Raw genomic sequence first — 12,842 nt, forward strand, 5'->3', positions numbered from 1 at the left:
CGCACGGTCAGATCGCGTCGTACCCGTCGATCTCCCGGGGGTCGCGCGACGCCGGGCCCACATAGCGCGCCGAAGGGCGCACCAGCCGTCCCGTGCGCTTCTGCTCCAGGATGTGCGCCGACCAGCCCGCCGTACGGGCACAGGTGAACATCGACGTGAACATGGGCGCGGGCACCTCCGCGAAGTCCAGCACGATCGCCGCCCAGAACTCCACGTTCGTCGCCAGCACCCGGTCGGGCCTGCGCGCGTGCAGCTCGTCCAGCGCCGCCCGCTCCAGCGCCTCCGCCACCTCGAAGCGCGGCGCGCCCAATTCCTTGGCCGTACGGCGCAGTACGCGCGCCCGCGGGTCCTCGGCCCGGTACACCCGGTGCCCGAAGCCCATCAGCCGCTCGCCCCTGTCCAGGGCCTGCCGTACGTACGCGGCGGCGTCGCCGGTGCGCTCGATCTCCTCGATCATGCCGAGGACCCGCGAGGGCGCCCCGCCGTGCAGCGGACCCGACATCGCGCCGACGGCGCCCGACAGGGCCGCCGCCACGTCCGCGCCGGTCGACGCGATCACGCGCGCGGTGAACGTCGAGGCGTTCATGCCGTGTTCGGCGGCCGACGTCCAGTACGCGTCGACGGCCTTCACATGCTTCGGGTCCGGCTCACCGCGCCAGCGGATCATGAACCGCTCCACGACCGTCTCCGCCCGGTCTATCTCCCGCTGCGGCACCATCGGCACACCCTGCCCGCGCGCCGACTGCGCCACGTACGACAGCGCCATGACGGCGGCGCGCGCCAGATCGTCGCGCGCCGTGGCCTCGTCGATGTCGAGCAGCGGCTTCAGCCCCCAGGCGGGCGCGAGCATCGCCAGCGCCGCCTGCACGTCGACCCGGATGTCGCCGGAGTGCACGGGCAGCGGGAACGGCTCGGCGGGCGGCAGCCCGGGGTTGAAGGCGCCGTCGACCAGCAGCCCCCACACGTTCCCGAACGAGACGTGGCCCACCAGGTCCTCGATGTCGACGCCGCGGTAGCGCAGCGCGCCGCCTTCCTTGTCGGGTTCGGCGATCTCCGTCTCGAACGCGACGACTCCTTCGAGTCCGGGTACGAAGTCGGACATCGGGCGGCTCCTCAGCGGTTGGTATCGGCTCGGGCGTGCGAGCAGGAGGCAGGAACGATAGCGGCTGCGCCGGGCGCGGGCGGCGGCCGGGCGGCGTGATGTCCGGCACTGCCCGGCGGCCACGGCTCCCCCTGGTGCAGGATGAACCCGTGTCTCACGAGAACCACGATCCCGCCGCCATGCGCGAGCAGTACCGCTCGACCCCGCTCCTGGAGTCGGACCTCGCGGCCGACCCCATGGACCAGTTCGCCCGCTGGTTCAAGGAGACGGCGGAGTGCGGACTTCACGAACCGAACGCGATGGTCGTCTCCACCGCGACCCCCGACGGCCGTCCGTCGTCCCGGACGGTGCTGCTCAAGCACTACGACGGCCAGGGCTTCGTCTTCTTCACCAACTACACGTCCCGCAAGGGCCAGGAGATCGCGGCGAACCCGTACGTCTCGCTGCTCTTCCCCTGGCACCAGCTGGCCCGCCAGGTCGTCGTCACCGGCAGGGCCGCGCGGATCGGCCGCGACGAGACGGCCGCGTACTTCCGCACCCGCCCGCACGGCTCGCAGCTCGGCGCCTGGGCGAGCGACCAGTCGGCGCCGATCGGCACGCGCGAGGAGCTGCTGGCGCGGTACGAGCAGCTCGCCGCCCGCTACCCGGAGGGCGAGCAGGTGCCGGTGCCGCCGCGCTGGGGCGGGCTGCGGATCACGCCGGGCACGGTCGAGTTCTGGCAGGGCCACGAGAACCGGCTGCACGACCGGCTGCGGTACGTGGCGGAGGGACGGCACTGGCGCGTCGAGCGCCTCTGCCCGTAGCCGCCGGCGCCCGTAACCGGCGCCGCCGCCCGTAACCGGCGCCGCCGCCCGTAACGACAAGAGGCCCGCGACAAGGGCGGGCCGGAACGCAGACGATCCGCGGGCCATGGTCCCTCCGTGGAGGGAGCCGGCCGGACTTACCGGCGGCCCGCGGATCGGGTGACTGCTTGGGATTTCGGCCGTCGACCGGCCGAGCACTACGAGAGTGCGACAGCGAGCCGTTAGCCCGCAGCCACCTCACTTGTCCGGACTGAATGCATCTTCCGGATCACCTCCTTTCGGTGTGCGTCACACGTTAGGCCGCTGTCGCGGAAGGCTCAAGGGATTTAAGGGCCTGTCGTTCGGATCTTGCCGGGCTCGCGGGCGCCGGCACCGCGCCTCGCGGCGTTGTCGTCGGTCGGCGACGCTCCGCGTCGCCTCCCTCCTCCGCCTTGCGATCCACGGCACCAGCGCCCGCTCCCTGATCCGGCCTGATCCAAACGACAGGCCCTAAGTCCTGATTGTTGAGCGGCCCGATTTGCGGGAACCTTGTGTGTGGTGTGTCACGTTCTAGTTGAATGATCTGGACGCGCGTAGCGTCCTGTAGGGGGTGCCGGCATGAGTGCTTCTCGGAGCGAGACCACCAACGTGCCCGGCCCGGATCCGGCGTCAGGGCCTGGGTCCGACCTGCTCGCCGCCCTGCTGGACGGCATGGACGCGGCGCTCTGCGCCTTCGACGCCGACGGCGTGATCACCCACTGGAACCGCGAGGCCGAGCGCGTGCTCGGCTGGTCCGCCGAGGAAGCCGTCGGCCGGCACGGCTTCGCGGGCTGGGCCGTCCGTACGGCCGACGCGGACGAGGTGCAGTCGCGGCTGATGTCCGCCATGACCACCGCCGGCCGCCAGGTGCACGAATTCGCGCTGCTGCGCAAGGACGGCGGCCGGGTGCTCGTACGGACCCAGTCGGCCGGGGTGCGCAGCGCCGACGGCGCGCCCGCCGGGGTCTACTGCGCCTTCAGCGAGGTCCACGCCCAGATCGATCTTGAGCGCTCCATAGCCCTGAGCGAGGCGCTGTTCGAGGAGGCGGCCTGGGGCGTCGTCCTCGTGGACGTCGATCTGCGGCCGACCGTCGTCAACGGACACGCGGCCCGCGCGCTCGGCTCCGGGCGTACGGCGGTGCTGGGCAGGCCGCTGGGCGAGCTGATCGCCCAGGGCGTGGACGAGCTGGAGGCGGCGCTGCACCACGTACTCGCCGAGGGCGCGCCCAGCGGTCTCGTCGAGCTGTGGGTGACGGTCCGTACGGCCGAGGGGGAGCGGCGGCGCTGCTGGCGCAGCGGCTTCCTGCGGCTGGCGTCGCCGCTCGCCGAGGAGCCGGTGCCGCTGGGCGTCGGCTGGCTGTTCATGGACGTGACGGATGTGAAGGTCGCCGCGCAGGAGGGCGACCGGCTGCGGTTCCGCTCCAGCCAGCTCCACCGGGCGGGCCGGGCGGCAGCCGAGTGCGAGGACCCGACGGAGGCGGCGACGGTCTATCTCGACTTCGCGCTGGCCGGCTTCGCCGACCACGCCCTGATCGACCTGGTCGCCGAACCGCGGACCGGACCCGGCGCCGGTCTGTCCGGCCTCGACGCGCCCGTACGGCTGGTACGGGCGGCGGCGACGCCCACCGGCGCCTCGGGGCCGAGCATGCCGGTGGAGGCGGGCGGCATACCGGTGCGGTACATGGACGGGCATCCGGCGCTCCAGGCGATGGAGCGCATCGGTTCCGTACGGGCGAGCGCGCCCGCCAGGCCCGGCGGCGGCGCGCCGTCGCCGACCTGGGCGGCGTCCCGGCAGTGGCCGCCGGACGCGACGCACGCGCTGTGCACGGTGCTGCGCAGCCGCGGCAGGTCGCTCGGTGTCGTGACGTTCCTGCGCGGCGCCAGCAGGGCCGCGTTCGAACGGCCCGACGCGGCGTACGCGGAGGACGTGACGATCAGGATCGCGACGTCACTGGATCTCGCCCGCGCGCTGCCCGAGCACTGAGCCCGGGCCGATCGCCCGAGCGCCGCGTCCGCTCATCGCCGCACGGCGGCTGCGTCAGTGGTGGTAGAAGATCCGGTCGCGGTACTCGTCCATGACCCGGCTGTTCCACTCGCGCCCGCCGCTGACATTGGCGGACCGCAGCAGCGGCGGCTCGATGCCGCGCTCGGCGAGCTGCCCGGCGGCGGCGGCCATCGTCGCCTGCATCAGCGAACTGGTGACGACGGTTGAGGCGGGGGCGAACGGCGCCTCGATGCCGTCGGCGGTCAGCTCGGCGTCGCCGATCGCGATCTTGCTGTCCAGCACGACGTCGCAGTGGTCCTTGAGGAAGGTGCCCGTGGCGTTCCGGGACTCCGTCCCGGCCGCGTACGCGACGGACGTCACGCCGATCACCTTCAGACCGCGCTCGCGCGCGGCCGTCGCCATCTCGACGGGCAGCGTGTTGCGCCCGGACAGCGAGATGACCACGAGCACATCGCCCGAGGTCGCGGGCGACGCGCGGAGCACGGTACCGGCCAGCCCCTCGACGTGCTCAAGACCTGAGCCGAGCGTCGCGGGGATCACGTCGACACCCGTCGTGCCCGGTACGCACAGGAGGTTCATCAGGGCGAAGCCGCCGGCCCGGTAGACGACGTCCTGCGCGGCGAGCGAGGAGTGTCCCGCGCCGAAGGCGAACAGCCGGTTCCCCCCGGCGACGGCGTCGGCGATCAGGGTGCCGGCCGCCGCGACGGACTCCGTCTCCTCGTCCCGTACGCGCTGCAGCAGACCGATCGCGGCATCGAGGAACTGACCGGCCAGCTTGCTCTCGCTCATCGAGGAGCCCTTCGAAGGGGGTGGGGGAATGCCTGTGCCGCCGATCACGTTGAGGTCTGGACCATTGCTCTGTCAATACGCCTCTCGTCGCCGCGGCACGGTTGTCAGCGGTATGCGTCAGAATTGGGGTCAGGGCCAGCGCACGATTTACCGAGGGGCACGTATGTCCGGACTGATCGACACGACGGAGATGTACCTCCGCACCATCCTCGAACTCGAAGAGGAAGGTGTGGTCCCGATGCGCGCCCGGATCGCGGAGCGCCTGGACCAGAGCGGCCCGACGGTCAGCCAGACCGTGGCGCGCATGGAGCGCGACGGCCTGGTGCAGGTCGCGGGTGACCGGCATCTGGAGCTGACCGACGAAGGCCGCATGCTGGCGACGCGCGTCATGCGCAAGCACAGGCTCGCCGAGTGTCTCCTGGTCGACGTGATCGGCCTGGAGTGGGAGCAGGTGCACGCCGAGGCGTGCCGCTGGGAGCATGTGATGAGTGAGGCGGTGGAGCTGCGGGTGATGGAGCTTTTGCGCCACCCGACGGAGTCGCCGTACGGAAACCCGATCCCGGGTCTCGAAGAGCTGGGCGAGGCGGCCAAGGCGGATCCCTTCCTGGACGCCGGCATGGTGAGCCTGGCCGAGCTGGACCCGGGCAGCGAGGGCAAGACCGTGGTCGTCCGCCGCATCGGCGAGCCGATCCAGACGGACGCGCAGCTCATGCACTCGCTGCGGCGCGCGGGCGTCCAGCCCGGCTCCGTCGTGAGCGTGACGGCGTCCCCCGGCGGCGTGATGGTCGGCAGCAGCGGCGAGGCCGCCGAGCTGGGCTCGGAGGTCGCCTCGCACGTGTTCGTCGCCAAGCGCTGACGAATGCGCCCGCGCACGCCGGGAGATTTCCGGCCGGAATGGCAGCGGTCGGGCGAATCGCGTGCCAGGCTGTCGCTGTGGCGATGACCTGAAGCGTCGGCCCGGGGTTCGCCCCTCGGTCGGGGAGGGAGCAGGGTTGTGCGCCGTTCGCGCGTCCGCGCCTGCCTTGTGCGACCCCGTGCGCCGCTGCGCGGGTACGGAGTGGGGACGGCTCCGGCACCTCGCGGTACCGGAGCCCGTCCTCCCCTGCGCCGACCCGGAGCCCCGAGCTCCCAGGGCCGGCTCCCGCGGACCGTCATCCCCGAGCGGTCCGCCTCCCGAAGAAGATCTCCCCTCGGCCACGGGCTCCAATCCTTGAGCGTGGTCACTCGAACGAGCGATGTTGGGTGGCGGAACCGTATTTTCGAATGCTAGTTCGATAGTCTGGCGGTATCCGGGGCGACCACCCGGAACATGAGCTCAGATCAGAGAACCGAAGGGGGTGCCAGGGACAGTGGCGCAACGCATCGATGTGACCGGAGCCGATGGCGTACGCCTGGCTGCCTGGGACTTCACGGCGCCGGGAGCGCCGTCCGCCTCCGGCGTCTTAATGCTCCACGGCCTCATGGGCCAGGCCTCGCACTGGGCCTCCACGGCCCACTGGCTCGCGGGCCGGCACCGCGCGGTCGCCCTGGACCAGCGGGGCCACGGCGCCAGCGACAAACCGACCGAGGGCCCGTTCAGCCGGGACGTGTACGTGTCCGACGCGGAAGCCGCGATCGAACAGCTCGGCCTGGGCCCCGTCACCCTCATCGGCCACGCGATGGGCGCGCTGACCGCGTGGCAGCTCGCCGCGAAGCGCCCCGACCTGGTGCGGGCCCTGGTGATCTGCGACATGCGCGCGTCGGCCCCCGGCGCGGCGTCCCAGCGGGCCTGGGAGGACTGGTTCAGCACCTGGCCCGTCCCCTTCGCCTCGCTCGCGGACGTCAGACAGTTCTTCGGCGAGGACGACGCCTGGCTGGAACAGCCGAGCGCGACGCGCGGCGAGTTCTTCGCGGAGGTCATGGCGGAGCGGGCGGACGGCTGGTACCCGGTCTTCTCCCGCCGCCAGATGCTCACGACGCGCGAGACGTGGGTCCACGACGCGCACTGGGAGGAACTGGCCCAGGTCCAGTGCCCGTCGCTGGTGGTCCGCGGCCCGGACAGCGAACTGGGCCGCGCGGAGGCGCAGGAGATGGTGCGGGTGCTGCCGCGCGGGCAGTACGCGGAGATAGCGGACGGCGGGAACTTGCTGCACTACAGCCGCCCGGAGGAATGGCGAGCGGCGATAGAGCCGTTCCTGAACGGCGTGCTGACCCGCTGACGCGCTGACGCCGTCCGGCGCGGTGTCGCCGTCCGGCGGGGGCGGCCGGGTCCGGTGGTTGCGGTTGTCGTCGTTCGTGCCGGTGTCCGGGTCCTGCGGAGGGGGGTGTCCGGACTGCTTGTCGCATGAGCTCCTTCGCTTTACGTCCGGACACCCCCCTCCTCCGGCCCCGGCCCCCTCCCCCCGGCGGTCGGCACACCGCCCGCGTCAGCGCGGGCAAGCGGTGACCTGCGGGCCGAGGGGCACGTCCCTGGCGTGAACGCCCGGTCCGCCTGCGGCCGGTGGTCGTGGCGCAGCCGATCCGTGGCGCGGGGCTGAAGGGGGTCGTGCAGGGGTGGTGTCCGGAGCGTAGAGCGTGATTTGTGGCGCATCTCGGCGGTGGCTCCGCGTCTCGGGAGTACGCGCCGTAAATCATGCAGCGCAGGACGCGACCCCGGAACGGCACCCGGCAACGACCGCAACCACAACCGCCAACTGACCCGCGCCGGACGGCGACACCGCGCAGGACACGACCCCGGAACGGCACCCGGCGACAACCGCAACCAAGACCGCCAACCAAACGTCAGCCCTTGCTGACGGCCAGCAAGATTTCCGGTAGGCGTGACGACGTCTGCGGGGCCGCCAGTTTCAGGCCCGTCCACGCGATCAGCGCCCCGTACGCCGCGCCCACCGGGAGCAGGAGCCAGGTCCAGGACGTCTGGCCCGACACGTGGAGCCAGATCGTCACGGCCAGGACCGGCGCGCACAGCAGCGCCGCGCCCAGCATGCCGCCGAAGATGGAGATCCAGGCCAGGCCCGCCTGGCCGGGGGCCACGTTCTTGTAGCCGCTGTCCTGCGGGATGGAGTACGGGAACCGCGCCGACGCTACCGCGCCCGTCGCCAGCATCGCGCCCAGCAGCGCGAACGAGAGGCCCAGCGCCTCGGGGAACGCGCCCCAGTCGCCGAGCAGCGCCGCCGTCGCCAGCGTGACCAGCGCCGAGTACGGCAGCGTGATCAGCAGCAACGCCAAGGCGCGCGCCCGCAGTTCGGCGTACGCGTCGCGCGTCGTCGAGATCGTCTGCGCGACCATCCAGAACGCGGACGTGTCCTGGCCGAACTGGTTGTACATCTGGATGCCGAGCATCCCCGCGGCGAAGCACGCGAAGTAGATCGTGCCCGCCCCCTGAAGCGCGTTGAACAGCGGCACGATCAGGCCGATCACCAGCGAAGTGACCCACGCCGCCTTCGTCTTCGGGTCGCGCCACACGTACCGCAGGCTGCGCAGCATCACCGTGCCCGTACGGCCCTCCGGCAGCAGCCGGCTGAATCCGCCCGCCGACTCCTTCCTGGACGGCTCCGCCGCGGCGAGCGTGGAGCCGTCAGGGGACGTCATCAGCTTCACCAGCGAACGCCGCCAGGCGTTCACCGCGAGGGCCAGGGCCGCGAAGGCCAGCAGGAGTTGGGCCACCGCCCGGCCGTACGAGCCGTCGCTCGCCGACTGCACCGCGCCGATCGCCGAGGCCGGCGGGATCCAGCGGACGACGTCGGCCGTCGGGGTGAGCGCCGAGAGGCCGCCCGCGTCGCCGAGGCGCTGGATGCCGAAGTTGACGACCTGGATGCCGACCGCGATGACCAGGCCGCTCAGCACGGCGAGGTCGCGGCCCTTGCGGGAGGTCAGCAGCCGGATGTTGGCCGCCGCCACCGCGCGGGCCAGCGCCACGGCGACGAGCAGCACCAGCGGTACGGCGATGACGGCCACGACCACGGCGGCGGCGCCGTGCGCCGTCGCGAGGGCCGAGCCGATCAGCAGGCAGAGGCTGAAGAGGGGGCCGATCCCCACCAGCGACGTGATCAGCAGCGCGCCGATCAGCGGGCGCGGCCGCAGCGGCAGCATCACCAGCCGGGTGGGGTCGAGGGTTTCGTCCCCGCTGGGGAAGAACAGCGGCATCACGGTCCAGCCGATGGCGAGCACCAGCGTCAGCAGCACCGTCAGCGACGCCGCGTGGTCCTGGCCGCGCAGCAGGACGAGGCCGAGGAGTTCGCCGGCGGCGAGGAGCAGCACGACGACGACCGAGGCGATGTACGCGGCGGCCCTGCCGGACGACTGGCGCAGGCCGTTGCGCAGGAGCGAGAGCTTCAGCCGGACGAAGACGGGGGTGAGGGCTGCGGTGTTCACCGGGCGCCGCCCAGCCAGTCGAGCGTCTCGCCGCTGTCGCGGCCCTGCGCGCCGACCAGTTCGAGGAACGCGTTCTGCAGCGACGTCGCGTCGCCCCGTACCTCGGCGAGTGTGCCCTGCGCGCGGATGCGGCCGGCGGCCATCACGGCTACCCAGTCGCACAGCGACTCGACCAGCTCCATCACGTGGCTGGAGAAGACGACGGTGGCGCCTGACGTCGTGTACCGCTCCAGGACCCCGCGGATCGTCTGTGCCGAGACCGGGTCGACGCCCTCGAACGGCTCGTCGAGGAAGAGGACTTCGGGGTTGTGCAGCAGCGCTGCGGCGAGCCCGATCTTCTTCCGCATGCCGGTCGAGTAGTCGACGACGAGTTTGTGCTGGGCGCCCGCCAGGTCCAGTACGTCCAGGAGCTGCGTGGCGCGCTTGTCGACCTCGGTGCCGGGCAGTCCCCGCAACCGGCCCATGTAGCCGAGGAGTTCACGCCCGGACAGCCGCTCGAAGAGCCGCAGGCCCTCGGGCAGGACCCCGATCCGGGCCTTGACCTCGGCCGGGTCGCGCCACACGTCGTACCCGGCCACGTTCACCCGGCCCTGGTCGGGCCGCAGCAGGCCCGTGATCATCGACAGGGTGGTGGTCTTTCCCGCGCCGTTGGGACCGACCAGACCGATGAACTGGCCTGCGGGCAGCTCCAGATCGATACCGGCGACGGCGATCTGCTCACCGAAGCGCTTCCACAGCCCCTCGACGCGGACCGCTGGTGCCTTTTCCTCTGTCTGCTGCGACATCGCCCGCACAGCCCCTTTCATGTCCCCCATGGACGACCCACCTTAGGGGGCATCCAGGGGGCTCCTGAAGGTCACGGACGGCTCAAGGTCACGCGCGTCGCGACCGTTCCGCCGCGGCCTCCTGGCCGCACGCGTACGTCAGGGGGCTGATCAGCTCGTCGGCGTCCGGCAGCCAGCGGTTCGCCTGGGTGGGGCGGCGGGCCCACTGCACGGCGGCGCCGCCGATCCGGGTCGGCGGGGCGGCCACGTAATGCCCCTCGCCGCGGCCGACCAGGTCGATCGAGGCAGGCGCCCAGCCCAGCTTCCGCACCAGGTCGTCGACCTTGGGGGCGGCGCCAGGGAGGACGAAGAACAGCATCCGGCGGTCCGGGGTGCGGGTCACGGGTCCGAGTGTGAGGTCCATCCGCTCCATCCGGGCGAGCGCGAGGAAGCCGGCCGACTCCGGTACGTCCAGGGCGTCGAAGGTGCGGCCCGTCGGCAACAGGATCGAGGCCAGGGGCTGCTGGGACCAGAGTTCGCGGGCGGCGACTGCGCTGCCCGTCGCCTGCGTCGCCCAGTCGGGACCCGTGGCGTGCGCCCCCGGCGCCACGCAGTCACTCGCGCCGCAGGAGCACCGCTCCGCGCCCTCCACCGGTTCGAGCCAGGTGCCGGGGAACACGTCCCAATGCCGCTCTTCCGCGTACCTCACCGCACTGTCGAGCAGCAGGTCGCCCCGCTGCTTCGGGATCTGGGCGGCGTCCGTGAGTCCGATGGTCTCTTCCACGAACAGCACAACTCCCGGCACCACCTCGGGTTACGGGCGCGCGCCCCCTGCGCCGTAATGCGTCGATCCCGCATCCGGGGCGCACCGGTGCATGGGCGGGGGCGCGCGTGGGGGAGCGTGCCGATCAGGGGGTAACCCTGTGCGGGGGACAGTGCGAGAGTTCTGTCTGCCCGGGTTCCGGGCCATGTTTCCGGAAGAAATTCGAATTTCTCCGATATCACCGAACATGCGCATTCTTCGGACTACTGCCGGGCAGTGATCGCTGAGCTGATCACTGCGGCCACAGGGGGTATCCATGGCAGCCAGACCTCTCGTAGCGCGCCAGCCGAACGAGCGGCTCCAGGCGCTCATCCAGGAGGCCGGGTGCTCCAACGCCGGGCTGGCCCGGCGGGTCAACCTGGTCGGGACCGAGCGCGGTCTCGACCTGCGCTACGACAAGACGTCGGTGGCGCGCTGGCTGCGCGGCCAGCAGCCGCGCGGGCGTGCGCCGGGCATCATCGCCGAGGCGCTGGGCCGCAAGCTGGCCCGTACGGTCACGATCGACGAGATCGGCATGGCCAACGGCAAGAACCTCGCTTCGGGCATCGGCCTGCAGTTCGCGCCGACGGTCATCGGCGCGATCGAGCAGGTCAGCGAGTTGTGGCGGAGCGACGTCGGCAGACGCGACTTCCTGTCGGGCTCGGCCGTCGCCTCGTCCGCGCTCGTCGAGCCCAGCAGGGACTGGCTGATCACCGGCGCTGACGCGGCGGTGGCGCGTACCACCGGCGCGCGGGTGGGCGATTCGGACGTCGAGGCGGTACGGGCCATGACGGCGGCCCTCACCGACCTGGACCACCGCTTCGGCAGCGGCCATGTGCGCCCGGTCGTCGTGCACTACCTGAACAGCGTCGTCTCGGGCCTGCTGGCCGGGTCGTACCGCGAGGCGGTCGGCCGCCGGCTCTTCGGCGCGGTCGCCCGACTCACCGAACTCGCCGGGTACATGGCGATCGACACCGGCCAGCCGGGGCTGGCGCAGCGCTACTACATCCAGGCGCTGCGGCTGGCGCAGGCGTCGGGGGACCGCGGCTACGGCGGGTACGTACTGGCCGCGTCCATGAGCCATCTCGCCGCGCAGCTCGGCAACCCCCGGGAGATCGCGCAGCTCGCGCGGGCGGCGCAGGAGGGGGCGCGCGGCCAGGTGCCGCCGCGCGCGCAGGCCATGTTCTACGCGGCGGAGGCGCGCGGCCACGCCCTGCTGGGCGACGACCGCACCTGCCAGGCGGTCGCCGGGCGGGCGCTGACGGCGCTGGAGCATGCCGGCGACGGGGAGAACGAGGTCTCGGGCGACGACCCGGACTGGATCACCCACTTCGACCGGGCCTATCTCGCCGACGAGTTGGCGCACTGCTACCGGGACCTGGGCCGTCCCGACGCGGCGGCCCGGCATGCGGGCGAGGCGCTGGAGGGGCACCCGGAGAGCCGCGCGCGGCGCCGGGCGATCGGGCTGGTCCTGCTGGCCACGGCCCAGGTGCAGGCGCGCGAGGTGGAGGAGGCGTGCCAGACCGGCACCCGCGCGGTGGAACTGCTGGGCACGCTGCGCTCCAGCAGGGGCGCCGAGTATCTGGACGATCTCCAGCAGCGTCTTGAGCCGTACGGGAACGAGCCCGCGGTGCGGGAGTTCGGCGCGCGGCTGGAGATCCAGGCGGCGTGAGGAGCGGTCGCCGGGGCAGACGTACGGGGTGGGTTCACGCGGTGGCCCGACGGGTGGGTCGACGCAGTGGGTTGACGGCGTGGGTTGACGGGTGCCGAGAGGACGGCAGGAGGGACGAATTCCGGCCGTATGGCGGCGTTTTGACGGGCCGGAGCCCTGCCGGGACGACTCGCGTGGCCGAGCCCCTGATTCACCCGGTAGCGTGAACCGACGATTCGGTAGGTCCACACGTTCCACACGTAGGAGTCCCGGTGACGCACAGCGGACAAGGGGATGAGCCGCAGCACCCCGCCGCTCGGCCCGCGCACGAAGGCGTTGTGCTGCCGGGTGACGGCAGCGAGCCCTGGCACCCCGCCAGCGCGCGGGAGCAGGCGGCCCAGCAGGCCGGGGAGCACATCGCCCCGGCCGGCGGCCAGCCGTGGGGGCAGCCCTGGGGGCCGCAGGACGGCCCGCAGGAGCAGGAGACCTACCAGGACAGCTCCGGGTACCCCCAGCAGTCGTACGGCCCGCAGGACGGCGCCTCGTACGGCGGCCA

The 12,842-nt window shown here is 72.3% G+C and carries 10 protein-coding genes and 1 pseudogene; 6 read left to right on the forward strand and 5 right to left on the reverse strand.

The features are described from left to right. Positions 1–7: 7 nt before the first annotated feature. Positions 8–1,102, reverse strand: coding sequence for a citrate synthase 2 (locus HY68_RS13515; protein ID WP_041988508.1), 1,095 nt, complete (start codon positions 1,100–1,102; stop codon positions 8–10). A 179-nt stretch (positions 1,103–1,281) separates the two neighbouring features. On the opposite strand from HY68_RS13515, the gene pdxH reads away from it, so the two are divergent. Beyond that, on the forward strand, positions 1,282–1,905 hold the full coding sequence (gene pdxH, locus HY68_RS13520) for a pyridoxamine 5'-phosphate oxidase (RefSeq protein ID WP_041995971.1): 624 nt from the start codon (positions 1,282–1,284) through the stop codon (positions 1,903–1,905). 597 nt (positions 1,906–2,502) lie between these two features. Further along, a complete protein-coding gene (locus HY68_RS13525) occupies positions 2,503–3,906 on the forward strand; it encodes a PAS domain-containing protein (protein WP_041988510.1) in 1,404 nt (467 codons plus the stop codon). Positions 3,907–3,960: 54 nt separating this feature from the next. Here the strand turns inward: HY68_RS13525 and HY68_RS13530 are convergent, their stop codons facing one another. After that, complete coding sequence (locus HY68_RS13530) at positions 3,961–4,716, reverse strand: SIS domain-containing protein (RefSeq protein WP_041988512.1); 756 nt, start codon at positions 4,714–4,716, stop codon at positions 3,961–3,963. 163 nt (positions 4,717–4,879) lie between these two features. On the opposite strand from HY68_RS13530, the gene HY68_RS13535 reads away from it, so the two are divergent. Both HY68_RS13535 and HY68_RS13540 read left to right on the forward strand, forming a co-directional pair. Continuing rightward, positions 4,880–5,572 (forward strand): metal-dependent transcriptional regulator, encoded by a 693-nt coding sequence (locus HY68_RS13535; RefSeq protein WP_041988514.1) that lies wholly within the window; start codon positions 4,880–4,882, stop codon positions 5,570–5,572. A gap of 493 nt (positions 5,573–6,065) precedes the next feature. Further along, positions 6,066–6,914 carry an alpha/beta hydrolase gene (locus HY68_RS13540; RefSeq protein WP_041988517.1) on the forward strand — a complete coding sequence of 283 codons (849 nt, stop codon included), beginning with the start codon at positions 6,066–6,068 and terminating at the stop codon, positions 6,912–6,914. 562 nt (positions 6,915–7,476) lie between these two features. Here the strand turns inward: HY68_RS13540 and HY68_RS13545 are convergent. From HY68_RS13545 to HY68_RS13555, 3 genes are all read right to left on the reverse strand, one after another. After that, a complete protein-coding gene (locus HY68_RS13545) occupies positions 7,477–9,069 on the reverse strand; it encodes a transporter (RefSeq protein WP_241778562.1) in 1,593 nt (530 codons plus the stop codon). Next, positions 9,066–9,854, reverse strand: coding sequence for an ABC transporter ATP-binding protein (locus tag HY68_RS13550; protein ID WP_063779709.1), 789 nt, complete (start codon positions 9,852–9,854; stop codon positions 9,066–9,068). Before HY68_RS13550 ends, HY68_RS13545 begins: the two co-directional genes overlap by 4 nt. An 88-nt stretch (positions 9,855–9,942) precedes the next feature. Next, a complete protein-coding gene (locus tag HY68_RS13555) occupies positions 9,943–10,626 on the reverse strand; it encodes a bifunctional DNA primase/polymerase (RefSeq protein ID WP_041988520.1) in 684 nt (227 codons plus the stop codon). A 286-nt stretch (positions 10,627–10,912) separates the two neighbouring features. Here HY68_RS13555 and HY68_RS13560 point away from each other — a divergent pair, with 286 nt between their 5' ends. Together HY68_RS13560 and HY68_RS43730 are read left to right on the forward strand one after the other, a co-directional pair. After that, positions 10,913–12,307 carry a hypothetical protein gene (locus HY68_RS13560; protein WP_041988522.1) on the forward strand — a complete coding sequence of 465 codons (1,395 nt, stop codon included), beginning with the start codon at positions 10,913–10,915 and terminating at the stop codon, positions 12,305–12,307. A 251-nt stretch (positions 12,308–12,558) separates the two neighbouring features. Continuing rightward, positions 12,559–12,842 (forward strand): annotated as a pseudogene (locus HY68_RS43730) (hypothetical protein); the annotation flags it as partial.

Origin of the sequence: Streptomyces sp. AcH 505 (assembly GCF_000818175.1) — a bacterium.
In the GTDB taxonomy this organism is placed as follows: domain Bacteria; phylum Actinomycetota; class Actinomycetes; order Streptomycetales; family Streptomycetaceae; genus Streptomyces.